Annotated in this window: 18 protein-coding genes; 7 read left to right on the forward strand and 11 right to left on the reverse strand. The window is 73.6% G+C overall.

Annotated features, from left to right (window positions below):
- Window positions 1-11: 11 nt before the first annotated feature.
- The 3 genes from dxs to ACQYWQ_RS24940 all read left to right on the forward strand — a co-directional run bounded on the left by dxs (window position 12) and on the right by ACQYWQ_RS24940 (window position 5135).
- Window positions 12-1943, forward strand: a complete 1932-nt coding sequence (dxs, locus tag ACQYWQ_RS24930; RefSeq protein ID WP_431037626.1) for a 1-deoxy-D-xylulose-5-phosphate synthase — start codon at window positions 12-14, stop codon at window positions 1941-1943.
- Window positions 1944-2093: 150 nt separating this feature from the next.
- Entirely contained in the window at window positions 2094-3605 is a 1512-nt protein-coding gene (locus ACQYWQ_RS24935; RefSeq protein ID WP_431037628.1) for an amino acid permease, read from the forward strand.
- A 33-nt stretch (window positions 3606-3638) separates the two neighbouring features.
- The gene (locus ACQYWQ_RS24940; protein ID WP_431037630.1) at window positions 3639-5135 is read left to right on the forward strand and encodes an ArnT family glycosyltransferase; all 1497 of its coding nucleotides are present in this window, start codon (window positions 3639-3641) and stop codon (window positions 5133-5135) included.
- A gap of 28 nt (window positions 5136-5163) precedes the next feature.
- Here the strand turns inward: ACQYWQ_RS24940 and ACQYWQ_RS24945 are convergent, their stop codons facing one another.
- A complete protein-coding gene (locus tag ACQYWQ_RS24945; protein ID WP_431037631.1) occupies window positions 5164-5535 on the reverse strand; it encodes an NTP pyrophosphohydrolase in 372 nt (123 codons plus the stop codon).
- Window positions 5536-5643: 108 nt separating this feature from the next.
- Between ACQYWQ_RS24945 and ACQYWQ_RS24950 the strand changes: the two genes are divergently transcribed.
- Window positions 5644-6762: a hypothetical protein gene (locus ACQYWQ_RS24950; RefSeq protein ID WP_431037633.1), complete on the forward strand. Its 1119-nt coding sequence runs from the start codon at window positions 5644-5646 to the stop codon at window positions 6760-6762.
- A gap of 96 nt (window positions 6763-6858) precedes the next feature.
- On the opposite strand, the gene ACQYWQ_RS24955 is transcribed toward ACQYWQ_RS24950, so the two are convergent.
- From ACQYWQ_RS24955 to ACQYWQ_RS24980, 6 genes are all read right to left on the reverse strand, one after another.
- The gene (locus ACQYWQ_RS24955) at window positions 6859-7959 is read right to left on the reverse strand and encodes an LCP family protein (RefSeq protein ID WP_431037634.1); all 1101 of its coding nucleotides are present in this window, start codon (window positions 7957-7959) and stop codon (window positions 6859-6861) included.
- A 246-nt stretch (window positions 7960-8205) separates the two neighbouring features.
- Window positions 8206-10335, reverse strand: a complete 2130-nt coding sequence (locus tag ACQYWQ_RS24960; RefSeq protein ID WP_431037636.1) for a 3-hydroxyacyl-CoA dehydrogenase NAD-binding domain-containing protein — start codon at window positions 10333-10335, stop codon at window positions 8206-8208.
- Complete coding sequence (locus ACQYWQ_RS24965; protein ID WP_431037637.1) at window positions 10332-11546, reverse strand: thiolase family protein; 1215 nt, start codon at window positions 11544-11546, stop codon at window positions 10332-10334. Before ACQYWQ_RS24965 ends, ACQYWQ_RS24960 begins: the two co-directional genes overlap by 4 nt.
- A gap of 310 nt (window positions 11547-11856) precedes the next feature.
- Window positions 11857-13152 carry an HRDC domain-containing protein gene (locus tag ACQYWQ_RS24970; RefSeq protein ID WP_431037639.1) on the reverse strand — a complete coding sequence of 432 codons (1296 nt, stop codon included), beginning with the start codon at window positions 13150-13152 and terminating at the stop codon, window positions 11857-11859.
- Window positions 13153-13329: 177 nt separating this feature from the next.
- Entirely contained in the window at window positions 13330-13989 is a 660-nt protein-coding gene (locus ACQYWQ_RS24975) for a helix-turn-helix transcriptional regulator (RefSeq protein WP_007820863.1), read from the reverse strand.
- A 305-nt stretch (window positions 13990-14294) separates the two neighbouring features.
- The gene (locus ACQYWQ_RS24980; RefSeq protein WP_431037642.1) at window positions 14295-14960 is read right to left on the reverse strand and encodes a DUF3000 domain-containing protein; all 666 of its coding nucleotides are present in this window, start codon (window positions 14958-14960) and stop codon (window positions 14295-14297) included.
- 210 nt (window positions 14961-15170) lie between these two features.
- Between ACQYWQ_RS24980 and hemE the strand changes: the two genes are divergently transcribed.
- A complete protein-coding gene (hemE, locus tag ACQYWQ_RS24985) occupies window positions 15171-16214 on the forward strand; it encodes a uroporphyrinogen decarboxylase (protein WP_431039336.1) in 1044 nt (347 codons plus the stop codon).
- Between the two features lie 112 nt (window positions 16215-16326).
- Here hemE and ACQYWQ_RS24990 read toward each other — a convergent pair whose 3' ends face one another.
- The gene (locus tag ACQYWQ_RS24990; protein WP_431037643.1) at window positions 16327-17700 is read right to left on the reverse strand and encodes an FAD-dependent oxidoreductase; all 1374 of its coding nucleotides are present in this window, start codon (window positions 17698-17700) and stop codon (window positions 16327-16329) included.
- 22 nt (window positions 17701-17722) lie between these two features.
- A complete protein-coding gene (locus tag ACQYWQ_RS24995; RefSeq protein WP_431037644.1) occupies window positions 17723-19012 on the reverse strand; it encodes a DUF4349 domain-containing protein in 1290 nt (429 codons plus the stop codon).
- A 210-nt stretch (window positions 19013-19222) separates the two neighbouring features.
- On the opposite strand from ACQYWQ_RS24995, the gene hemG reads away from it, so the two are divergent.
- Window positions 19223-20701, forward strand: a complete 1479-nt coding sequence (gene hemG, locus ACQYWQ_RS25000) for a protoporphyrinogen oxidase (protein ID WP_431037646.1) — start codon at window positions 19223-19225, stop codon at window positions 20699-20701.
- 62 nt (window positions 20702-20763) lie between these two features.
- On the forward strand, window positions 20764-21480 hold the full coding sequence (hemQ, locus tag ACQYWQ_RS25005; RefSeq protein ID WP_431037647.1) for a hydrogen peroxide-dependent heme synthase: 717 nt from the start codon (window positions 20764-20766) through the stop codon (window positions 21478-21480).
- A 74-nt stretch (window positions 21481-21554) separates the two neighbouring features.
- Here the strand turns inward: hemQ and ACQYWQ_RS25010 are convergent, their stop codons facing one another.
- Both ACQYWQ_RS25010 and ACQYWQ_RS25015 read right to left on the reverse strand, forming a co-directional pair.
- Window positions 21555-23285 carry an alpha/beta hydrolase gene (locus ACQYWQ_RS25010; protein WP_431037649.1) on the reverse strand — a complete coding sequence of 577 codons (1731 nt, stop codon included), beginning with the start codon at window positions 23283-23285 and terminating at the stop codon, window positions 21555-21557.
- Between the two features lie 195 nt (window positions 23286-23480).
- A complete protein-coding gene (locus ACQYWQ_RS25015) occupies window positions 23481-24239 on the reverse strand; it encodes a TIGR04222 domain-containing membrane protein (RefSeq protein WP_431037651.1) in 759 nt (252 codons plus the stop codon).
- Window positions 24240-24309: the final 70 nt, after the last annotated feature.

Consider the following 24309-nt stretch of genomic DNA (forward strand, 5'->3'; position numbering starts at 1 on the left):
AGGAGGCACGGGTGCCGCTGCTGACCCGCATCACGGGACCGCGCGATCTGGACCGGCTCAGCCCTGAGCAGCTCGAAGAACTGGCCGGGGAGATCAGGACCTTCCTCGTGGAAGCCGTCTCCAAGACCGGCGGCCACCTCGGCCCCAACCTCGGGGTCGTCGAACTGACGATCGCCCTGCACCGCGTCTTCGAGTCCCCGCGCGACCGCGTCCTCTTCGACACCGGCCACCAGGCCTACGTGCACAAGCTCCTCACCGGGCGCCAGGACTTCTCCCGGCTGCGCTCCAAGGGCGGCCTCTCCGGCTACCCCTCGCGCGCCGAGTCCGCGCACGACGTCATCGAGAACAGCCACGCGTCGACGGTGCTCGGCTGGGCCGACGGCCTCGCGAAGGCCAACCAGGTCCTCGGCAAGGACGACCATGTCGTCGCCGTCATCGGCGACGGCGCCCTGACGGGCGGCATGGCCTGGGAGGCGCTCAACAACATCGCCGCCGCCAAGGACCGCCCCCTCGTCCTCGTCGTCAACGACAACGAGCGCTCCTACGCGCCCACGATCGGTGGCCTCGCCAACCACCTCGCCACGCTCCGTACCACCGACGGCTATGAGCGCTTCCTCACCCGCGGCAAGGAGATGCTGGAGCGCACCCCCGTCGTGGGCCGCCCGCTCTACGAGACGCTGCACGGCGCGAAGAAGGGCCTCAAGGACTTCATCGCCCCGCAGGGCATGTTCGAGGACCTCGGCCTGAAGTACGTCGGCCCCATCGACGGCCACGACCTGGAAGCCCTGGAGTCCGCCCTCACGCGCGCCAAGCGCTTCGGCGGACCCGTCATCGTGCACTGCATCACGCAGAAGGGCCGCGGCTACGAGCACGCGGAGCACGACGAGGCCGACCGCTTCCACGGCATCGGCCCGATCCACCCCGACACCGGGCTCCCGGTCAAGACCGCCGCCGCGAGCTGGACCTCCGTCTTCGGCGACGAGATGGTCCGCATCGGCCGCGAGCGCGAGGACCTCGTCGCGATCACCGCGGCGATGCTCCAGCCCGTGGGCCTCAAGAAGTTCGCCGAGGCCTTCCCCGAGCGCGTCTACGACGTCGGCATCGCCGAGCAGCACGCCGCCGTCTCCGCCGCCGGGCTCGCGACCGGCGGCCTCCACCCCGTCTTCGCCGTCTACGCGACGTTCCTCAACCGCGCCTTCGACCAGGTCCTCATGGACGTCGCACTGCACAAGTGCGGCGTGACCTTCGTCCTGGACCGCGCGGGCGTCACGGGCGACGACGGTGCCTCGCACAACGGCATGTGGGACATGTCGCTGCTCCAGATCGTCCCCGGGCTGCGGATCTCCGCGCCCCGCGACGCCGAGCAGCTGCGCGCCCAGCTCCGCGAGGCCGTCGCCGTCGAGGACGCGCCGACCGCGGTCCGCTACTCCAAGGGCGTCGTGGGGCCCGCCGTCCCCGCCGTGGGCCGCGTCGGCGGCATGGACGTCCTGCGCGAGGCCGGTACCGAGCACCCCGACGTGCTCCTCGTCTCCGTCGGCGCGCTCGCCCCGATGTGCCTGGAGACCGCGAAGCTCCTCGACAAGCAGGGCATCTCCACGACCGTCGTCGACCCGCGCTGGGTCAAGCCGGTCGACGAGGCCCTCGCCCCGCTCGCCGAGAAGCACCGCATCGTCGTGACCGTCGAGGACAACAGCCGCGTCGGCGGCGTCGGCTCCGCGATCGCCCAGGCGCTGCGCGACGCGGGCGTCGACCTCCCGCTGCGCGACTTCGGCATCCCGCCGCGCTTCCTCGACCACGCCTCGCGCAAGGAGGTGCTCGCCGAGATCGGCCTCACGGCCCCGGACATCGCCCGCCAGGTGACCGGGCTCGTCGCGGGCCTCCAGGGCGCGTACGAGACCGAGCGGGCCACCGCCGACGAGCAGGTGGAGCGCACGCGCGACTGAACGCGCTGCTCCCTCCGGGTAAGGGCCGCCGGTGAAACCCCTCTTCAGGGTGGAAACGGCGGCCCATCCGCGTGAAAGAAGCCGTGGCCGGGCACACGTGGCCCATCGCCTTCGCGATCATGCGTGCACCCGAGGGTGGGAGGTCGCCCGTTGAACAGCCACAGCCCCTTCCGTGCGCGGACCCTGTTCCGCACGAAGAACATCGAGCAGTCGATCAAGGACACCGAGGACCCCGAGCGCGCGCTCAGGAAATCCCTCTCCGCGCTCGACCTGACCGTCTTCGGCGTCGGGGTCGTCATCGGCACCGGGATCTTCGTGCTCACGGGGAAGGTCGCCAAGCAGAACGCGGGCCCCTCGGTGGCCATCGCCTTCGCCGTCGCCGGGGTCGTGTGCGCGCTCGCCGCGCTGTGCTACGCCGAGTTCTCGTCGACGGTCCCTGTCGCGGGCTCCGCGTACACCTTCTCCTACGCCTCGCTCGGCGAGTTCCCCGCCTGGATCATCGGCTGGGACCTCATCCTCGAACTCGCGCTCGGCTCGGCGGTGGTGGCGGTCGGCTGGTCCGGCTACATCCGCTCCCTCCTCGACACCGCCGGATTCCACCTGCCGCAGTGGCTCAGCGGCACGCACGACGGGCACTTCGGCTTCGACCTGCTCGCTGCCCTCCTCGTCGTGGTCCTCACCGGCATCCTCGTCGCGGGCACCAAGCTCTCCTCGCGCGTCACGAACGTCATCGTCGCGGTCAAGGTGACGGTCGTCCTGATCGTCGTCATCGTCGGCGCCTTCTTCATCACGGGCGCCAACTACGACCCCTTCGTGCCCCCGTCCAGGCCCACCGAGGGCGGGGGCGGCCTCGGCGCCCCGCTCATCCAGCTCATCGCGGGCTTCACCCCGGCGAACTTCGGCGTCATGGGCATCTTCACGGCCGCCGCCGTCGTCTTCTTCGCCTTCATCGGCTTCGACGTCGTCGCGACCGCCGCGGAGGAGACCCGCGCGCCGCAGCGCGACGTCCCGCGCGGCATCCTCGGCTCCCTCGCCATCTGCACCGTCCTCTACGTCGCCGTCTCGGTCGTCGTCACCGGGATGCAGAAGTACACGGACCTCACCGTCGACGCCCCGCTCGCCGACGCCTTCAAGGCCGTCGGGCACCCCTTCTGGGCCGGGCTCATCAGCTTCGGCGCCGCCGTCGGGCTCACCTCGGTCTGCATGATCCTGCTCCTCGGCCAGACCCGCGTCTTCTTCGCCATGAGCCGTGACGGCCTGCTGCCCAAGGGCTTCTCCAAGGTGCACCCGCGCTTCGGCTCCCCCTACCGCTCCACCGCGCTCCTCGGCGGGGTCGTCGCCGTCGTCGCCGGATTCACCTCGATCGACGAACTCGCCGAACTCGTCAACATCGGTACCCTCTTCGCCTTCGTCGTCGTCGCCCTCGGCATCCTCATCCTGCGCCGCACCCGCCCCGACCTCGACCGCGCCTTCCGCACCCCGCTCGTCCCCTGGCTGCCCATCGCCTCGGTCCTCGCCTCGCTGTGGCTCATGCTCAACCTCCCGGCGGAGACCTGGCTCCGCTTCCTCATCTGGATGGTCGTCGGCACCGTCCTGTACGGGGTCTACGGGTACCGCCACAGCCGCCTCGACACCCCCAACGCGCCATCCCGCAAGGGGTAAAACCGGGCGAAGGGGGCGGATAGGTTGAGCGTCATGCTCGCCCCGCCCCCTCCGCCTTCCCCGGCAGCCCCGCCCACCGCCGCGCTCCCGCCCCCCGCCGTCCGCGACCGCTACTGGTGGCGCCTGCTCCCCGTACTCACCGCGCTCGCCCTCCTCGTCCGGGCCCCCTCCTTCACCCGCCCCCTGTGGAACCCCGACGAGGGCTACCTCGCCGTCCAGGCCCGGATGCTCGCCGCAGGCGGGAGCCTCTACGACACCGTCGTCGACCGCAAACCCCCGCTCGTCCCCTGGCTCTACGAAGCCTCCTTCGCCCTCACGGGTGATACGACGCTCCTCGGCCCCCGGCTCCTCGCCGTCCTCGCCTGGCTCCTCACCGCCGCCTTCACCGCCTCGCTCGCCCGCCGCCACGCGGGCCCCCGCGCGGGGGCCGCCGCCGGGGTCCTGTGCCTCCTCCTCTCCGCCGGGCTCAGCCCGGCGGACACCCAGGCCGCGAGCTTCGAGGCATTCATGCTCCCTGCCACCACCGCCGCCGTGTGGTGCGCCGACCGCGCCCACTGGTGCGGCGCCGGGCTCGCCCTCGCCGCCGCCTTCCTCGCCAAGCAGACCGGGCTCGCCGTCCTGCTCCCGCTCCTGTGGTGCGTACCGCACCGCGCCCCGGCCGGGGACAGGGCCCGCGCCATCGGACTGCTCCTCGGCTCCGCCGCCCTGCCCGTCCTGCTCGCCGCGCTCGCCACGGCCCCGCGCGGCTTCCTCTTCTGGACCCTCACGGGCTCGGGCGACTACCTCGCCTTCTCCGGCTCGCTCGCGACGCTCACCGGCCGTGCCCTCGTCAACGCGGCGCTCCTCGCGGGCGCGGGTGCCGGGGTGCTGCCCGCGGCGCTCGCCGCCCTGCGCGCCCGGCGCACCGGACTCGGGCCGGGCACCGGCTGGCTGTGGCTCTGGCTCGTGGGTGCCGCCCTCGCGACCGCGCTCGGCCTGCGCTTCTTCGGCCACTACTTCCTGCACCTGGTCCCGCCGCTCGCGCTCCTCGGCGCGGGCGCCCTCGCCCAGGTGCCGCGCCGCGCCCGCCGCGCCGCCCTCGCGGTCTGCGCCTGCGGCTGCGCGGCCTTCCTCGTCTGGGGCCTGCTCGCGCCCCGTACGGGCTACGAGCACTCCCGCCGCGTGGCCGCCGAGATCACCCGCCGCACCGCGCCGGGCGACGCGGTCCTGGTCTGGGGCATGCACCCCGAGACGTACTGGCTCGCCCACCGCCCGCCCGCGAGCCGCTACCTGACCGCCGGCCTCCTCACCAACTTCGGCGGCGGCCGCACCGGCACGGCGACGGTGGGGGAGCGGTGGGCGGTACGGGGCGCCTGGCCCACGTTCCGCGGCGAACTCGCCGCCCGCCCCCCTGCTCTCGTCGTCGACGACGCGCGCGGCGCCCCCTACCGCCTCTCCCGCACCCCGACCCTGCGGGCCTGGCTGCGGGCGGGGTACGTGCGCGCCGGGCGTATCGACGGCGCGGTGCTGTACGTGCCCGGCCCGCGCTAGCGGCGGGCGCGGCACCCGGGGCGGCGCCTCAGGGCCGTACGGTGCGGGGCCCCGCGACCTCCGCGCCCAAGGCCGTGACACGCGTGCGCAGTTCGCGGTCCGCCGTGATGACCAGGGTCGGCCCGGGCGCACGCTCGACCTCGGCCACGATGCGGTCGTCGCCGCTGCCGCTCGCGGCCACGACCCGTACGCCGTCGATCCCCGTCACGCCCCGCGCCGCGCCCTCCACGACGAGCACCACGTCGAGCGGTGCCGGCCAGCCGGGCAGCCCCTCGCTCCCGTACCGCACGAGCGAGTCCCTGAGCCGCTCGGCGGCCCCCTTGCGGTCCTTCCACCAGCCGTCCGGCACCGAGCCGACGACATTGGCGGCGTCCACGACGAGTGTGCGCTGTGTGTCCATCCGCCCATCATCGCGTGCGGGGCACGGGTGCGCGGACGGCCCGGAGAAGGCGGCTTTTATGATGGACGGCAGCCGGTGGACCGGCCCTTGGAACAGAAGGACGGTGGAATGGCCAGAGCGGCACGGCGCGGTGGCACCGCGCAGAGGACTGCCGAGCGACCGGAACAGCGGGGCCCGGCCGAGGTGCGGGTTCCCTCCGGCTCCTGGCTGGTGTGCGGCGGCGACGGCCGTCTCACCGCCTACGCCTACGGTCCCGAGGGCGTGCTGCGCTGGACCGAGGAGCGGCCGGGCGGGCAGGACTGGCAGGGCCCCGACCTCTTCCCCGCCACGGGCATCGACCACCTCACGCTGGCGCAGGACACACACCGCTACGTGCACCTCGCGGGCCGCCGCAGGACGGGCAGGGAGCCTGGCACGGGCCCGGTGGTCGAGTTCGTGCACGCGGTGCAGTACCAGACCGGCCGCACCCTCGGTACCTTCCGCTCGCTGGGCAATCCGCACATCAAGATAGTGTCGCGCCAGCCCCGCGTCGGCACCCCCGTGCTCGCCGTGGACAACGGCGGCACCGTCCACCTCGTGATGTGCAACGGGGCGCGCGGCATGACGATCCGGCGCGAGGACAAGACCGGCAAGTGGACCGGGTGGAAGGACCTCAAGGGGCGGCTGCTCTACGAGCGCCCCGCCGCCGTCGCCACGTCGACGGGCACCCTCGAACTCCTCGCCGCCGGTGAGGAACCCGCCTGGCACTTCCGCCGCGAGGTGCCGCACGGCCCCTTCGAGCGGCTGCCCGACATCCCGCTCTCGGTGCGCCCCGGCAGCCTCACCGGCATCGAGACCTCACCGGGCCGTGTCACGTACTACTGGACCGATCCCGACAGCGGCGCCGTCGTCGCCCACCGCCCCGGCGGCTGGCTCATACCCTTGGGCGGGGCCCCTGGAGAGGGCCCGGTCACGGTGCTGCGCACGCCCGTGGACGGCGTGGACTCCACCGTCTTCGCCTACCGCGACGAGGCGGGCGAGGTCTTCCTCGCGCACTGCCGCAGCGAGCACGAGCAGGACGGGCTGTGGTGGGCGCCGACCGGGCTGCACGGCATCGGCGGCCCCGGGCTCGCGGTGGACGGGGCAGGACGCCTCGTCGTCGGCGTGTACGGCCCCGACGGCCGGTTGCGCCTCGCCCGCCACGACGGGCGACGGGGGCTCGCGCTCGGGCCCGTACTGACGGTCTGACACGGGACACGGGACGGGGGACGGACCCGGGCACGGCGCGGGGGCCGGCCCGCGTGCGGACCGGCCCCCTGCTCACCGCGTGCCTCGCGCGGACGCTCAGCCGCCCGTCGCCGGGGACTTCTTCGCCGACTCGGGGATGTCGACGTCGTTGCGGATCGCCTTCCACAACCGCGTCACCTGCGGCTCGGCGGGCACGACGCGGTTGGGGTCCTGCTTGTCGTACGCGACCGGCATCATGATCGTCTCCATCGTGTTCGGGTCGATCCCGCGCATACTGCGGGCGAACTTGGCGAGGGACGTGAGCGAGGCGAGGTCCTCGTCGGTGGTCAGCGCCTTGGTCGCGGAGTTCGCCATCTTGATGGCCTTGGTGGGACTGCCGAGGAGGTCCTGGTTCTTCACCTCGCTCAGCAGGGCGAGCAGGAACTGCTGCTGAAGACCGATACGGCCGAGGTCGCTGCCGTCACCGTGGCCGTAGCGGGTGCGGACGAACTTGAGCGAGTCGGTGCCGTCGAGCTTGTGCGTGCCCTTCGGCAGGTCGAAGCCGCTCTTGGAGTCGTGGATGTCCTCGTCCGTCGTCACGGTGACGCCGCCGATCGCGTCCACGAGCCCCTTGAACCCGGCGAAGTCCACCTCGACGAGGTGGTCGACGCGCACGTCCGACATCTTCTCGACGGTCTTGACGACGCAGGCGGGCCCGGCGACCGAGTACACCGAGTTGAACATGACGCGGTGCGCGGCGGGCACTTGCCCGCCGTCCCTGTCCTTGCACGCGGGCCGGTCCACGAGCGTGTCGCGCGGGATGCTCACGGCGACCGCCTGCTGCCGCCCCTCGGGGACGTGCACGAGCAGCGCGGTGTCCGAGCGGGCCCCGCTCACGTTCCCCGCGTCGAGTTTGCCGTTGTCGCCTGAGCGCGAATCGGAGCCGAGGACAAGCAGGTTGGTCGCGTTCCCCGCGGCGACGGCCTTCTTCGGGCGCTGGGCCTCGTCGAGCTGCTTGCTCAGGTCGACGCCCTTGAGGTTGCCGTTCAGGTGCGCGTAGTACCACCAGCCGGTGCCCCCCGCGGCGAGGACGACGACCACGAGACCGATCAGGACCCAGCGGCCGACATGGCGCTTGCGGCCCTTGCGGCGGTCCTTGCGGTGCGATTCCCCGCGGGGGGTGGCCGGGGGCCCTGGCGGCGTGTCGTCGTAGCTCATCCTGCTCCAGTCGGGTCTTCGGCCGAGGTCGCTGTGGGGGCGGCGATGCGTGCGCTGCGGGGGACTGGAGTGGGGTGCCGGTCCGCGCGTGGCCTAGAACTATAAGCCACCCCCTCGAAGGGATGTGCGAGGAGCGGTGCTTGGTTCCCGTGCGCCCGGGCGGCCGCACGCCGGGGGCGTACGAGGGCGGGCCGCCCCGGGGTCTCCCGGGGCGGCCCGCCCTGTGCTCCGTGTGCGCCCGCCGGCTCAGGCCACCGGTACCGACGCCACGCCCTCGGGCAGGAAACGCTTGCCCGTGACGCGCTCGGTGACGCCCGCGCGGTCGAGGTACGGGGTGATGCCGCCCAGGTGGAAGGGCCAGCCCGCGCCCGTGATGAGGCACAGGTCGATGTCCTGCGCCTCGGCCACGACGCCCTCGGCGAGCATGAGCGAGATCTCCTCGGCCACCGCGTCGAGCACGCGGTCGCGCACCTGCTCCTCCGTCAGGACCGTGTCGCCCTGCTTGAGGAGCGCGGCGACCTCGGGGTCCAGCTCCGGCTTGCCGGAGTCGTACACGTAGAAGCCGCGCTTGCCCGCGTCCACGACCGCCTTGAGGTTCGGCGAGACCGTGAAGCGCTCGGGGAAGGCGCCGTGCAGCGTCTCCGAGACGTGCAGGCCGATCGCGGGGCCGACCAGCTCCAGGAGCACGAGCGGCGACATCGGCAGGCCCAGGGGCTCGACCGCCTTCTCGGCCACGGCGACCGGGGTGCCCTCGTCGATGACGTTCTGGATCTCGCCCATGAAGCGGGTCAGGACGCGGTTCACGACGAACGCCGGGGCGTCCTTGACGAGCACCGCGCTCTTCTTCAGCTTCTTCGCCACGGCGAAGGCCGTCGCGAGCGAGGCGTCGTCCGTGGCCTCGCCGCGCACGATCTCCAGGAGCGGCAGGACGGCGACCGGGTTGAAGAAGTGGAAACCGACGACCCGCTCGGGGTGCTGGAGCTTCGAGGCCATCTCGCTGACCGAGAGCGAGGAGGTGTTCGTCGCGAGGATCGTGCCCTCGGGCACGACCGCCTCGACCTCGGCGAAGACCTGCTGCTTGACGCCGATCTCCTCGAAGACGGCCTCGATCACGAAGTCGGCGTCCGAGAAGCCCTCGGCCTTGTCCAGGACACCGGTGACCAGGCCCTTGAGGCGGTTCGCCTTGTCCTGGTTGACGCGGCCCTTGGCGAGCAGCTTGTCGATCTCGGCGTGCACGTAGCCGACGCCCTTGTCGACGCGCGCCTGGTCGATGTCGGTCAGCACGACCGGCACTTCGAGACGGCGTACGAACAGGAGCGCGAGCTGCGAGGCCATGAGCCCGGCGCCGACGACGCCGACCTTGTTGACCGGGCGCGCGAGCGACTTGTCGGGCGCGCCCGCCGGGCGCTTCGCACGCCGCTGCACGAGGTCGAAGGCGTACAGGCCGCTGCGCAGTTCGCCGCTCATGATGAGGTCGGCGAGCGCCTCGTCCTCGGCGTCGAAACCGGCCTGGAGGTCGCCGTCCTTCGCCGCGGCGATGATGTCGAGGGCGCGGTACGGGGCCGGGGCGGCGCCGTGCACCTTGCCGTCCGCGAGGAAGCGGCCCGCCGCGACGGCCTGGTCCCAGGCCTCGCCCCGGTCCACCTCGGGACGCTCGACGGTGATCTCGCCCTTGAGGACGGCAGCCGTCCACAGCAGCGACTGCTCCAGGAAGTCCGCGCCCTCGAAGAGCGCGTCGGCGATGCCGAGTTCGAAGACCTGCTTGCCCTTGAGCTGCCGGTTCTGGTTGAGCGAGTTCTCGATGACGACCTTGACGGCCTTCTCGGCGCCGATCAGGTTCGGCAGCAGCGTGCAGCCGCCCCAGCCGGGGACGAGGCCGAGGAAGACCTCGGGCAGCGAGAACGCGGGCAGCGCGGCCGAGACGGTGCGGTACGCGCAGTGCAGACCGACCTCGACGCCACCGCCCATCGCCGCGCCGTTGTAGTAGGCGAACGTCGGCACCGCGAGCCCGGAGAGGCGCTTGAAGACCTCGTGCCCGCCGTGGCCGATCGCGAGCGCGTCCTCGCGGCGCTTGAGCAGCCCGACGCCCTTGAGGTCGGCGCCGACCGCGAAGATGAACGGCTTGCCGGTGACGCCGACACCGACGAGCTGCCCGTCGGCGGCCTCCTGCTCGACCTGGTCGATCGCGGCGCTCAGATTGGCGAGCGAGGCGGGGCCGAAGGTCGTCGGCTTCGTGTGGTCGAGGCCGTTGTCCAGCGTGATGAGCGCGAAGCGGCCCGCGCCTGGAAGGTCGAGGTGGCGCACGTGTGCCTGCGTGACGACCTCGTCGGGGAAGAGCGCGGCGGCTTCCCGCAGCAGCTCGGTGGTGGTGCTCACTTGCCCTCCCAGTGGGGGTTCTCCCAGATCACGGTGGCGCCCATGCCGAAGCCGACGCACATCGTGGTGATGCCGTACCGCACCTCGGGCTGCTCCTCGAACTGCCGCGCGAGCTGCGTCATCAGCCGGACGCCGGAGGAGGCGAGCGGGTGGCCGTAGGCGATCGCGCCGCCGTACTGGTTGACGCGCGGGTCGTCGTCGGCGATGCCGTAGTGGTCGAGGAAGGCGAGGACCTGGACGGCGAACGCCTCGTTGATCTCGAAGAGGCCGATGTCGGAGATCGACAGGCCCGCCTTGGCGAGCGCCTTCTCCGTCGCGGGGATCGGCCCGTAGCCCATGACCTCCGGCTCGACGCCCGCGAAGGCGTAGGAGACGAGGCGCATCTTGACCGGCAGGCCGTTCTCGCGCGCGAAGTCCTCGGAGGCGATGATCGACGCGGTCGCGCCGTCGTTGAGACCGGCCGCGTTCCCGGCGGTCACCCGGCCGTGCGGGCGGAAGGGGGTCTTGAGGTTCGCGAGCTGCTCGATCGTCGTGCCGGGGCGCATCGGCTCGTCGGCCGTCGCGAGGCCCCAGCCCGTCTCCCCGGCCTCGGGCGAGGTGCGGCGGATCGAGACCGGTACCAGGTCGGCCTGGATCTTCCCGTTCGCGTACGCCTTCGCCGCCTTCTCCTGCGAGCGCACGGCGTATTCGTCGGCGCGCTCCTTCGTCAGGTGCGGGAAGCGGTCGTGCAGGTTCTCCGCCGTCATGCCCATGAAGAGCGCCGACTCGTCGACGAGCTTCTCGGAGACGAACCGCGGGTTCGGGTCGACGCCCTCGCCCATCGGGTGGCGGCCCATGTGCTCGACGCCACCGGCGATGACCGCGTCGTAGGCGCCGAAGGCGATGGAACCGGCGGTCGTCGTGACGGCCGTGAGCGCGCCCGCGCACATGCGGTCGATCGAGTAGCCGGGGACCGACTGCGGCAGTCCGGCGAGAATCCCCGCCGTGCGGCCCAGGGTCAGGCCCTGGTCACCGATCTGCGTCGTCGCGGCGATGGCGACCTCGTCGATCTTCTTCGGGTCCAGGTCCGGGTTGCGGCGCAGCAGCTCCCGGATGGCCTTCACGACGAGATCGTCGGCGCGCGTCTCGTGGTACATGCCCTTGGGGCCCGCTTTGCCGAACGGGGTGCGGACGCCGTCGACGAAGACGACGTCCCGGATGGTACGAGGCACGTTGGCTCTCCTCCAGGGTGCGGGACGGAACTGCCACGCGGCACGGCGGGGCGTGTCGCTCTCCCGGCCATGCTACTCGTCGGTAACCATAAGTTGCACCCCTGCGAGGGGGGCGGCGTAGGTCACACGACGCAGGGACGGCGGCGCGCCCACCCGCCGAGGCCCGCGGGGCCGAGCGGCGTCGGCCGAGCCGAAGGGAGCGCGACGGTGTCGAGACGCCCGTCGCGCGCGGGTCGTGCGGAACGGGCGACCGAGCACGTCGGGTGGCGCGACACCGGCTTGGGCGCTCCCGGAGGCGAGGACGACGCCATCAGGCCGCGTGGGCCTGGAGGGCCCGGGTCAGTACGGGCGTCACGTGCTCGATCTGCCAGCGCCTCGCCCCGTAGCCGCGCAGCGCCTCCGCGACCGCGTCCGGGTCGGCCGAGGCCGGGGGCTCCCAGCACACGCGACGCACGGTGTCGGGCGTGATCAGGTTCTCCTGCGGCAGGTGCAGGCGCTCGGCGAGCGCGTTGACACCCGCGCGCGCCGCGGAGAGCCGCGCGGCCGCCTCCGGGTCGCGGTCCGCCCAGGCGCGCGGCGGCGGGGGTCCGGCGATCGAGGCGCCCGGCTGCGGCAGCTCGCCTTCGGGCAGTTCCCTGGCCCGGTCGATCGCGGCCTGCCACTGGTCGAGCTGCCGCTTCTGCGCGCGCTGCCCGAAGGCGGGGAGCGCCCCGAGCGCGTGCACGTTCACGGGGACGGCGAGTGCGGCCTCGACGATCGCCGCGTCGGGCAGGACCTTGCCGGGCGAGACGTCGCGGCGCTGCGCGATGCGGTCGCGCAGCGTCCACAGCTCCCGCACGACGGCGAGCTGACGGCGCCTGCGTACGCGGTGCATCCCCGAGGTGCGGCGCCAGGGGTCCTTGCGGGGGGCGGGCGGCGGCGCGGTGGCGATCGCGTCGAACTCTTCGAGCGCCCACTCCAGCTTCCCCTGCCGGGCCAGCTCCGCTTCCAGCGCGTCGCGCAGGTCGACGAGGAGTTCGACGTCGAGCGCCGCGTACCGCAGCCAGGGTTCGGGCAGCGGGCGGGTCGACCAGTCGACGGCCGAGTGGCCCTTCTCCAGTGTGTAGCCGAGGACGTTCTCGACCATCGCGCCGAGCCCGACACGCGGGAAGCCCGCGAGGCGACCGGCCAGCTCCGTGTCGAAGAGGGAGTGCGGGACCATGCCGACCTCGCGCAGGCAGGGCAGGTCCTGGGTCGCGGCGTGCAGGTCCCACTCGGTGTCCGCGAGCGCCGCGCCGAGCCCGGAGAGGTCGGGGCAGGCGACGGGGTCGATGAGCGCGGTGCCCGCGCCCTCGCGCCGCAGCTGGACGAGGTAGGCCCGCTGTCCGTAGCGGTAGCCGGAGGCCCGCTCGGCGTCGACGGCGACGGGACCGCTGCCGCTCGCGAAGGCGGCGACGGCGGCGGCGAGGCTCTCGGGGTCGGCGACGACGGGGGGAATGCCTTCGCGGGGTTCGAGGAGGGGGACCGGTGCCGGATGCGCGGTGCTTTCCCCGGCCCCGGGGTCCGTCCCGGAGACCTGCGGTGCGGGGGGTGCTGGGCTGTCTTGGGCGTCGGTGGCATCGGTCACCGGTCAAGGGTATCCGGGGACGTGCCGGAGGCCACCGACGGAATGTTCCGCCGGTGGCCTCCCTGGTGCGCGGGGACGTGGACCTGAAGGACTCAGGGCCGGGGGACCCGGGGCTCAGCGACTCGGGGCTCAGCGGCTCGGGGGCTGGGGGAAACGGGGACTGGGGGGAAGCGGGGCTCAGTGGATGATGCCGGTGCGCAGGGCCACGGCGACCATCCCCGCGCGGTCGCCGGTGCCGAGCTTGCGCGCGATCCGGGCGAGGTGGCTCTTGACGGTCAGTGCGGACAGGCCCATCGAGACGCCGATGGCCTTGTTGGACTGGCCCTCCGCGACCAGTCTCAGGACCTCGACCTCACGACCCGACAGCTCGCGGTAGCCGCCCGGGTGGCTCGGGGTACCCGGGGGGCGGCGGTGGGTGCGGGAGGCGGCGCCGAGCTGGGCGGCGCCGGGACGCCCCGGGAGCCCGACGTTGGTACGGGTACCGGTGACGACGTAGCCCTTGACTCCGCCCGCCAGGGCGTTGCGCACGGCGCCGATGTCGTCGGCCGCGGAGAGGGCGAGCCCGTTGGGCCAGCCCGCGGCGCGGGTCTCGGAGAGGAGGGTGAGCCCGGAACCGTCGGGCAGGTGGACATCGGCCACGCAGATGTCGCGCGGGTTGCCGATGCGGGGACGGGCCTCGGCGATGGACGAGGCTTCGATGACGTCGCGTACGCCGAGCGCCCAGAGGTGCCGGGTGACCGTGGAACGCACCCGGGGGTCGGCCACGACGACCATCGCGGTCGGCTTGTTCGGACGGTAGGCGACCAGGCTTGCGGGCTGCTCAAGAAGAACGGACACCGGGCCTCCTGTGGTGGGGGAGAGGAGCGGGACGGTCCCGGCCGGGGAAGAAGCCGGGCGAACCGTGCCGACAAGGTCGAAATGAATGTCGGCAGCACCCCTGGAGTCCTTTAGGGGATGATCACGAACGAGGGAGGAAAAAAGAGAATGATTAGGACGAGTTTTCGATCACGAAGAGATCGGAACGAGAACTCGAACGAATCAGGTCTCGCGTGTCATCCGTTCGTGAACGACGTCATGTCTTCCCCTACCGGTCCGTAACCGATCCGTAATCGTCAGAGCCCCCCGCGCGGCCCCGGTCCGCCTCAGGAACCGCGCGGCCCCCTGCGCTGCGGCAGCGAGACCACCGCCGCCTCGCCGGGGCCCGTCGCAGGGGGCAGCCCGGCGATCTGCGAGAGCAGCTCGCACCACGCCGCGAGGTGCGCCGTCGCGTCGGGCACGCCGCTCGGCGACTCGCGCGGGGTCCAGGAGGCGCGGATCTCGATCTGCGAGGCGGAGGGCCGCTCGCGCAGGCCGCCGAAGTAGTGCGAACTCGCCCGCGTCACCGTGCCGCCCGCCTCCCCGTAGGCGAGACCGCGCGCCGTGAACGCGCCGGTCAGCCACGACCAGCACACCTCGGGCAGCAGGGGGTCGGCCGCGAGTTCCGGCTCCAGTTCGGCGCGGACGAGCGTGACGAGCCGGAAGCGGCCCTTCCACGCCTCGTGCCCCGCGGGGTCGTGCAGCAGCACGAGACGTCCGTCCGCGAGGTCATCGCCGTCGCCGTCGCTCACGGCGGCCTCCAGCGCGAAGGCCCAGGGGGCGAGGCGCCGGGGGGCGCGCGTGGGGCTCAGCTCGATCTCAGGTCGTGGCCGCGCCGCGCGCAGTGAGGCGACGGCGGCCCCGAAATCGGCCGGAGCCCCCTGAAAGTCAGTCCCACCCGTACCGCCTGTCCCGTCCGTACCACCGGATTGTGGTTCCTGAGCCGCAGCCATGCGGGGAAGCGTATGCGCATTCGCGCGGGGGGTGGGGGGTGCTCGCCGTGTGGCGGAAGGTTTGGCCCGAAGTCGGGCCCGCGCACACGGTTCCCGCCCCGGACCCCGCGCATCGGACGCCGGAGCGGCCGTGTGCGCGCGGTCACGCCGGAGGGGCCGACGGGGGTGGTCCAGGAGAATGACAGACTTGTCGGCGTGAGTGACAACGACATGACGCCGTCCCCTTCTCTTCGCGACTCCGTCTTCCTCAAGGCGTGTCGGCGTGAAGCCGTTCCGTACACGCCCGTGTGGTTCATGCGCCAGGCGGGCCGGTCGCTGCCCGAGTACCTCAAGGTGCGCGAGGGCATCCCGATGCTGGAGTCCTGCACGCGTCCCGAACTCGTCGCCGAGATCACGATGCAGCCGGTCCTGCGCCACAAGGTCGACGCCGCCGTCTACTACAGCGACATCGTCGTCCCCCTCAAGGCGATCGGGATCGACCTCGACATCAAGCCGGGCGTCGGCCCCGTCGTCGCCGACCCGGTCCGTACGGCCGCCGACCTCGCCCGCCTGCGCCCGCTCGTGCCCGAGGACGTCTCGTACGTGACCGAGGCGGTCGGCCTGCTCACCGCCGAACTCGGCGCGACCCCGCTCATCGGCTTCGCGGGCGCGCCGTTCACTCTCGCGAGTTACCTCGTCGAGGGCGGGCCCTCGCGCAACCACGAGCGCACCAAGGCGCTCATGTACGGGCAGCCCGAGTTGTGGGCCCGGCTGCTCGACCGCCTCGCCGACATCACGACCGGCTTCCTCAAGGTGCAGATCGAGGCGGGCGCCTCGGCCGTGCAGCTCTTCGACTCCTGGGTCGGCGCGCTCTCCCCGGCCGACTACCGGCGCTATGTGCGGCCCGCGAGCGCGAAGGTCTTCGCCGCGGTCGCCGAGTACGGCGTGCCGCGCATCCACTTCGGCGTCGGTACGGGCGAGCTGCTCCGCGACCTCGGCGAGGCGGGCGCGGACGTCGTGGGCGTCGACTGGCGCGTCCCGCTCGACGAGGCGGCCCGCCGCGTCGGGCCCGGCAAGGCGCTCCAGGGCAACCTGGACCCCGCGGTGCTCTTCGCCGACGAGGCCGCGATCCGCGAGAAGACGGCGGAGGTCCTGGACGCGGCCCGCGACCTGGAGGGCCACATCTTCAACCTCGGCCACGGCGTGCTCCCCGCGACGGACCCGGGCGTCCTCACGGACCTCGTCGCGGACGTCCACGCGCGCACCCGGCGCTGACCGCGGGGCCGCACGGCCCGAGCGGTGCGGGAGGTACGGGCGGTACGGGGCGGGGCGGCGGTACGGGTACGGGGCGCCCCGTACCCGTACCGCCGCCCCGTACCCGCCCCCGTCACCTCGCCTCCCGCACCGCCTTCACCGCCTTGCGGGCCGCGACGAGCACCGGGTCCCACACCGGCGAGAACGGCGGCGCGTAGCCGAGGTCGAGTGCTGTCATCTGCTCGACCGTCATCCCCGCCGTGAGCGCGACCGCCGCGATGTCCACGCGCTTGCCCGCGCCCTCGCGGCCGACGATCTGGGTGCCCAGGAGCCGGCCTGTGCCGCGTTCGGCGATCATCTTGACGGTCATCGGGGACGCGTCCGGGTAGTAGCCCGCGCGGCTCGTCGACTCGATCGTCACGGTCACGAACTGGTACCCGGCGGCCGCCGCGTCCCGCTCGCGCAGCCCCGTACGCCCGATCTCCAGCTCGCACACCTTGCTCACCGCGGTGCCCACGACACCGGGGAACGTCGCGTAGCCGCCGCCGATGTTGGAGCCGATGACCTGGCCGTGCTTGTTCGCGTGCGTCCCGAGGGCGATGTGCCTGGTACGCCCGGCGAGCAGGTCGAGCACCTCGACGCAGTCGCCGCCCGCGTAGATCTCCTCGTGCCCGCGCACCCGCATCGCGAGGTCGGTGAGCAGCCCGCCGGCCGGCCCCAGCGGGAGGCCCGCGGCCCGCGCGAGGTCGGTCTGCGGGCGGACGCCGAGGCCGAGCACGACGACGTCGGCCGGGTACTCGGCCTCCTCGGTGCGCACCGCGTCGACGTGCCCGTCGTGGCCGGTGCCGAGCGCGGTCACCGCCGTTCCGTTGACCATCGTGATGCCCATGCCGCGCATCGCCTCGTCGACGAGCGCGCCCATGTCGGGGTCGAGCGTCGTCATGGGCTGCGGAGCGTGGTTGACGACGGTCACTTCGTAGCCGCGCCGGATCAGGGCCTCGGCCATCTCGACACCGATGTACCCGGCGCCGACGACGACGGCGCGGTTGCCGCGGGCTCTCGTCAGCGTCGCGAGGAGCCGTTCGCCGTCGTCGAGCGTCTGCACCCCGTGCACGCCCGGCGCGTCGATCCCCGGCAGGCCGGGGCGCAGCGGCGCGGCGCCGGTGGCGATGACCAGCTTGTCGTACGCGGTCCAGTACTCACCGCCCGATTCCCGCTCGCGGGCCCGCACCCGGCGCCCCTCGATGTCGAGCGCGGTCACCTCGGTGCCCGTGCGCAGGTCGATGGCGCGGGCCCGGTGTTCCTCGGGCGTGCGCGCCACGAGGTCCTCCGGGCCCGCGACATCCCCGCCGACCCAGTACGGGATGCCGCACGCCGAGTACGAGGTGTGCCGCCCGCGCTCGAAGGCGATGATCTCCAGCTCGTCCGGGCCCTTGAGCCGACGCGCCTGTGAGGCCGCCGCCATCCCCGTCGCGTCGCCGCCGATGACAACCAGTCGTTCCGTCATGCGGGCAGGCTACGCGGGGGGTTCACGGCCGGGCGGGGGGCTCGGGCGCGGAGCCCGGGGTGCCGGTGACGGGCTCCTCCGGCGTGTCCTCCGCTGCGGGCCGGGGCGCGTCCGCCGCGTCCGCCGCGTCCGCCGCGTCCGCCGCGTCCGCCGCGTCCGCCGCGTCCGCCGTGCTCGCGGCCGTCGCACCCGTGCCCGGTGGCGTACCGGCCCCGCTCGCGGCCGTACCCGCGGTACCTCCCGTACGCACCCGACGGCCCCGTACGGCTCTGCGTGCCGCCCCCACCACGAGCAGCACCACGGCCGCCACCGCGAGGAACGGCAGGAGGGCGCCGAGGGCGATCCCGATGACGCGCACCGTCGCGGCGAGCGCGTGCCAGCCGCCGGCGAGCGCGCCGCCGAAACTCGCGGCGCCCTTCTTCTCCTTCGTCTCGGCCGGGGCGTCGGGACCCTCGACGACGAGGGTGAGGGTCGAGAGCGCCGTACGGTCGGCGAGCCCCGCCCGCTGCGCGAGCAGTGCCTCCAAGTCGGCTTCCCGCGTGCTCAGTTCGCTCTCCAGGGCGGTCACGTCGGCGATCTTCGTGGCGTCGTCCATGAGCGCCCTGACCCGGTTCACGCTCGCCCGCATCGTCCGGACCCTGCTGTCGATGTCGACGACCTCCGAGGACACGTCCTGCGCGCGCACCTCGTCGCTGAGGAGGGTGCCGGGCCCGGCGGCGAGCGTCCTGTGCACCGCGTCGAAGGAGTCCACGGGGACGCGCAACGTGAGCCGCGAGCGTGCGCGGTCGCCGCCCGCCCCCGTCGTCGTCTCCTCGCTGACGAAACCGCCCGCGTCGGCCGCGGCGGCACGGGCCCGGTCCGTCTCGGCGGCGACGTCCCTGACCCGTATCCGCGTCGTGGCGGTGCGGATGAGGTGCGGCCCCTTGGGCGTCGGGGCCTCCGCCTCGACCGTCTTGGCCGCCTTGCCGCCCGAACTGCCCGCGCCGCCCGAGCTGCCGGTTCCGCCGGAACTGCCCGTGCCGCTCGCGTCGCCGCCGTCGCCCGTGCCGCTCGCGTCGCCCGCGCCGCTGCCGGGCCGCGCGGCTCCCGCGTCGGCCCTCGCGTCGTTCGCCTCGCCCGCCACGGCCCGCTTGCCGCTCGCGCTGTCGGCGCCGTCGTCCGCCGAGCAGCCGCCGAGCGCGAGCACGGCCGCGAGCGGCAGGCCGAGCACCGCGAGCAGCCGGGCGCGCCGCCCGGCCCCGCGTGCCCCGTACCGGGGTGCCGCGCCCCCGTCCCGACTGCCGCCCCCACGGGTTCCGTGCGTCGTCGTCATGCTTCCCCCTCGTCCACGGGCCCCGGTGTGTTCGGGGCTTTGATGACTGGACGGAGAAGCGCGTCGCGACGATCGGCCCGCGCGATACCGAAGCGGTCACGAGGGGGACACGGGACGGAAGCGCGGCCCCGTGCCGCGCGCCCCCCGCGCCCGCCCCCGCAAGCCCGACCCTCCCGCCGCCCGCAGTCCGTACGGTGAGAAAGTGGACCCATGAGCGAAGTCCCCAGCAGCACCCCCGTCTCCGCCACTTCCTCACCGTTCCCCGCGTCTTCCCCCGGCGTGCCCGCGTCCGGCACCGCTCCCCGCCTCCTCGTACTCGGCGGCGGCATCACCGGGCTCGCCGCCGCGCTCCGCGCGCTCGACGCCGGGGCCCGGGTGACGCTCGTGGAGGCCGCCGCACGGCTCGGCGGCAAGCTGCGCTCCGGCGAGATCGAGGGCGTACGGGTCGACCTCGGCGCCGAGTCGATGCTGGCCCGCCGCCCCGAGGCCGTCGCCCTCGCGCGCGCGGCCGGGCTCGGCCACAAGCTCCAGCCGCCGAACACGGCGAGCGCCTCGCTGTGGACGCGCGACGCGCTGCGCCCGATGCCGAAGGGACACGTCATGGGTGTCCCCGCCGAGGCGGGGAGCCTCGCGGGGGTGCTCTCGGAGGAGGGGCTGCGGCGGATCGGCGCGGAGGCCGAGCTGCCGCCCGAGGAACTGGGCGACGACGTCGCGATCGGCGAGTACGTGGCGCGCCGCCTGGGCCGCGAGGTCGTCGACCGGCTCGTGGAGCCGCTCCTCGGCGGGGTCTACGCGGGCAACGCGTACCGCATCTCGATGCGCGCCGCCGTGCCGCAGCTGTGGAAGACCGCCCAGGACCACCCGCGCCTGACCGACGCGGTGCGCGCGGCGCAGGCGAACGTGGCGAACGGCGCGGGCGCCAGGCAGCCGGGCGGCCCGGTCTTCCAGGGCCTCAAGGGCGGCCTCGGCACGCTGCCGCTCGCTGTGGCCCGCACCGTGCGCGACCGGGGCGGCGAGATCCGCACGGGGACGGCGGCCGAGGAGCTGCGCCGCACGCCCGACGCCTGGCGCGTCGTCCTCACCGACGGCAGCGTCATCGAGGCCGACGCGATCGTCCTCGCGCTGCCCGCGCCGCGCGCCGCGCGCCTGCTCGACGCGGAGTCGCCCGCGGCCGCCGCCGAGTTGCGCGCCGTCGAGTACGCGTCGATGGCGCTCGTCACGCTCGCGTACCGCCGCGCCGACACGGCGGCGCTGCCCGCAGGCAGCAGCGGCTTCCTCGTGCCGCCCGTCGACGGGCGCACGATCAAGGCATCGACCTTCAGCAGCCAGAAGTGGGCATGGGTGGACGAGGAGAACCCCGATCTGCTCGTCCTGCGCACCTCGATCGGGCGGCACGGCGACACCGCCGATCTCGCGCGCGACGACGCGGAGCTGGTGAGCCTGTCGCGCCGCGATCTGCGCCTCGCCACGGGTCTCGAAGCGCGCCCCCTCGCCTCCGTCGTCACGCGCTGGAACGACGGTCTCCCGCAGTACCCGGTGGGGCACCACGCCCGCATCGCGCGCGTGCGCGAACACGTCGCGAAGCTCCCTGGCCTCGCGGTGTGCGGCGCGGCCTACGACGGCGTGGGCATCCCGGCGTGCGTGGCGAGCGCCCAGGCGGCGGTGGACGGCTTGCTGGGCGTCGGCTGAGCCGGCGCCGCGGACCGGGCCCGGCGTCGGGTCGCGGAGAGTGAGGAAGGAGAATGGTCGGCATGAGTGCTGCTCCTGAGAAGATCCCCAACGCGGGCAAGAAGGCCAAGGACCTCAACGAGGTCATCCGGTACACGCTGTGGTCCGTCTTCAAGCTCCGCGACGTGCTGCCCGACGACCGGGCCGGTTACGCCGAGGAGGTCCAGGACCTCTTCGACCAGCTCGCCGCCAAGGACGTCACCGTGCGCGGCACGTACGACGTCTCCGGGCTCCGCGCCGACGCCGACCTCATGATCTGGTGGCACGCGGAGACCTCGGACGCGCTCCAGGAGGCGTACAACCTCTTCCGCCGCACCCGCCTCGGCCGCGCCCTGGAGCCGGTGTGGTCGAACATGGCGCTGCACCGCCCCGCCGAGTTCAACAAGTCGCACATCCCGGCGTTCCTCGCCGACGAGAACCCGCGCGCCTACGTCAGCGTGTACCCCTTCGTGCGCTCGTACGAGTGGTACCTGCTGCCCGACGAGGAGCGCCGCACGATGCTCGCCGACCACGGCAAGATGGCGCGCGGCTTCCCCGACGTGCGCGCCAACACCGTGGCATCCTTCTCGCTCGGCGACTACGAGTGGATTCTCGCCTTCGAGGCCGACGAGCTGTACCGCATCGTCGACCTCATGCGCCACCTGCGCGCCTCCGAGGCCCGCCGCCACGTCCGTGAGGAGGTCCCCTTCTACACGGGCCGCCGCCGCTCGGTCACGGAGCTGGTGCAGGGCCTGGCCTGAGGCTCGCGCGAAGGGGCCCCGTCCCGCCGTCGAGGCGGGCAGGGGCCCCTTCGCGCGTGGCGCGCCCGACCGGTTCACCTCTCCCGCAGCGCCTCCCGCGCTCTTCCCACCACGGTGGTGCCGCTCTCCGTGCCGTCGGGGGACGGGGCGGGCGTGCGGTTGTCGGCCTCGGGGGGAGCGGACGGCTCCGGTTCCTCGTGCGGGGCGCAGTCCAGGGTGCCGTTGCCGGGGACGCGGCCCGTCAGGAGGTACGTGTCGACGGCCGCGTTGACGCAGTCGTTGGCGCCGCCCGCGATGCCGTGCGTGCCCGCGCCGCGTTCCGTGACGAGGGCCGCGCCGCCGAGACGGCGGCGCAGTTCGAGCGCGCCCGGGTACGGGGTCGCCGCGTCGCGTTCGGCGGCGAGGATCAGCGTGGGGGGCAGGACGCCCGGGCGCACGCCGATGTCCAGCGGCCGCTGGCGCGGGACGGGCCAGGAGGCGCAGGGCAGGTTCATCCAGGCGTTGTCCCACGTCTCGAAGGGCGCGACCGAGGCGAGCCGCGTGTTGTCCTCGTCCCACGTCGCGAAGTCCGTGGGCCACGCCGCGTCGTTGCACTCGACGGCCGTGTACACCGCCGTGCCGTTCTCCTCCTCCTTCGCCGCTGCCTCCGTGGGCGGAGCGGCGAGCTTCAGGAGCGGCTTGTCGTCCTTGCCGACGACGAGCCGCGAGAGCACCTCGGCGCGCGAGGCCCAGTAGTCGTCGTAGTACGCGGCCTTCAGGAACGCGGCCTGAAGCTGGGCGGGGCCCACCGTGCCGCCCGCCGGGTGCAGGGCGAGGCGTTCGCGTACCTCGTCGTAGGCCGCCCGTACCGCCGTACCGCTCCTGCCGAGGTGGTAGGCGTCGTCGTGGCGCGCGACCCAGTCGGTGAAGTCCTTCCAGCGCTGCTCGAAGGCGAAGGACTGATCGAGATTATTGCGGTACCAGATCTGTTCGGGATCGGGATTGACCGCCGAGTCGAGAACCATGCGCCGCACGTGACCGGGAAAGAGCGTCGCGTAGAGGCCGCCGAGGTACGTGCCGTACGAGGCGCCCATGAAGTTGAGGTCGGGCTCGCCGAGCGCCGCGCGCAGCACTTCGAGGTCGCGCGCGTTGTTGAGCGAGGTGTAGTGGCGCAGCTTGTCGCCCGAGCGCTTCGCGCAGCCCTTCGCGTACGCCTCGGCGCGCGCGAGCCGCGCCCGCTTGTACGTCTCGTCGGGGGACACGGGCGAGGTGTCGGGGGCCTTCGCGTACTCCTTCGGGTCCTGGCAGCTCAGCGGTGCCGAGCGGCCCACGCCGCGCGGGGCCCAGCCCACGAAGTCGTAGGCCGCCGCGAGCTTCTTCCACTCTGGGTACGCGCCGAGCAGCGGGAAGTACATCCCCGAACCGCCGGGGCCGCCCGGGTTGAAGAGCAGGGCGCCCTGCCGCTCCGTGTGCTTGCCGCCCGCCTTCGCGGGCGCTCCCGTCGCGGCGATCCTGCTCACCGTGAGGCTGATCTGCTCGCCGTCGGGGTGCGCGTAGTCGAGCGGCACGTCGACCGTCCCGCACTGCACGCTGCGCGGCATCTGCTCGACCGCGGGGCAGGTGCCGAACGTGATGCCGCGCGCCGCGGCCCGCGCGACGCTCGTACCGACCCCGGCCGGCTGCCGCGCCGCCGAAGGGGCGGGTGAGGGGGAGAGGCGCGAGGGCTGGGCGCCCGCCGGGGCCGCGCCGAGGCAGCCGAGCAGGAGCGAACCGGCGGCTGCCGGGACCAGGACGAACCGGGGGGCCGGCCTGCGGGGGAATCTCATACGGGGCGATCCCTTCCGCCGCCACGGCACGCCACGACACAGCGGGGCGCGGTGGGCAGCGGGACGAAGAAACGATAAAAGGGATAATTCGTACGAGAAGGGGCGAAGTAAAGGACCGTCGCCCCGTGTCGGGGCGGCGGTCCCTGGGATCACACCTGGGATCTCGCCTGGGGTCACGCCGGTGCGGAGGGCCGCTCAGGCCGTCGTACGCACCGTGAGCGCCGCCCTGAACTGCGGCTCGTGCACCGCCCGCAGGCCGTGCACGGCGAGCGCGAGCGTCTCGTGGTTCGCGGCCCCGCGCACCGCCTCGGTGCCGAGCGGCGTCGCCCAGCGCCCGTACGGGGCGAGATCGACGCGTGCGATGACGAGGCTCCCGGCGCCGAGCAGCAGCGGCAGCCCGAACCAGCCGGCGACCTCGGGCGCCGCGTGCCCGCCGTGCGGCAGGAGGGCGAGCGAGGCGAGCCCGGCGAGGAGCACCGCGAGCACTGTGCGCCGCAACTGCCGCAGCGCCCCGGAGACGAGCGCGCGGATCTCGGCCGGCACGGCGAGCCGCGCCGCGCTCAGGCGCGCTTCCAGGTCCCGTACCTCCGCCGAATCGGCGAGGGCCGTGCGCAGCTCGGCGACGGGGAGTTGCAGCCCCGGGCCGAGCGCGCGCAGCACCGCGCCCTCCAGCGCGTCCGCCGGGCGGTCGGCGACGGCCGTGGCCCAGCCGGTGTGCGCGAGGATCAGCCGCCCGCGCCGCGCCATCGCCACGAGGGTCACCTCGGCGACGCGCGCGGGGCCGCCGACGAGGAACGCGGTCTCAAAGAGCCCGAGCGGCCGCGCGGCGGGATCGCCCCGGCCCGCGGTGAGCCGGTAACGGGGATCGGCGGCGCGTACCGCCGCGCGGAAGAGCCGCGCACAGGCGACGACGGAGGCCGCCGAGGCCAGCAACAGGACCGGTATCCACAACACCTCCGCTTTGTAACGCCGTTGCGTGACTTCTGCCATGACGGTGCTCACAGCGGCCCGGTGACGTGCGGCA

The sequence above is a fragment of the Streptomyces sp. P6-2-1 genome (assembly GCF_050613165.1).
GTDB lineage: Bacteria > Actinomycetota > Actinomycetes > Streptomycetales > Streptomycetaceae > Streptomyces.

Bases quoted from the DNA above. Each gene is read 5' to 3' on its own strand.
- ACQYWQ_RS25010 (WP_431037649.1), bottom strand. From the start codon at position 23,285: ATGAGATTCCCCCGCAGGCCGGCCCCCCGGTTCGTCCTGGTCCCGGCA.
- hemQ (WP_431037647.1), top strand. From the start codon at position 20,764: ATGAGTGCTGCTCCTGAGAAGATCCCCAACGCGGGCAAGAAGGCCAAG.
- ACQYWQ_RS24945 (WP_431037631.1), bottom strand. From the start codon at position 5,535: ATGGACACACAGCGCACACTCGTCGTGGACGCCGCCAATGTCGTCGGC.
- ACQYWQ_RS24995 (WP_431037644.1), bottom strand. From the start codon at position 19,012: ATGACGACGACGCACGGAACCCGTGGGGGCGGCAGTCGGGACGGGGGC.
- hemE (WP_431039336.1), top strand. From the start codon at position 15,171: ATGACGCCGTCCCCTTCTCTTCGCGACTCCGTCTTCCTCAAGGCGTGT.
- ACQYWQ_RS24950 (WP_431037633.1), top strand. From the start codon at position 5,644: ATGGCCAGAGCGGCACGGCGCGGTGGCACCGCGCAGAGGACTGCCGAG.
- ACQYWQ_RS24940 (WP_431037630.1), top strand. From the start codon at position 3,639: ATGCTCGCCCCGCCCCCTCCGCCTTCCCCGGCAGCCCCGCCCACCGCC.
- ACQYWQ_RS24990 (WP_431037643.1), bottom strand. From the start codon at position 17,700: ATGACGGAACGACTGGTTGTCATCGGCGGCGACGCGACGGGGATGGCG.
- hemG (WP_431037646.1), top strand. From the start codon at position 19,223: ATGAGCGAAGTCCCCAGCAGCACCCCCGTCTCCGCCACTTCCTCACCG.
- ACQYWQ_RS24955 (WP_431037634.1), bottom strand. From the start codon at position 7,959: ATGAGCTACGACGACACGCCGCCAGGGCCCCCGGCCACCCCCCGCGGG.
- ACQYWQ_RS24980 (WP_431037642.1), bottom strand. From the start codon at position 14,960: ATGGCTGCGGCTCAGGAACCACAATCCGGTGGTACGGACGGGACAGGC.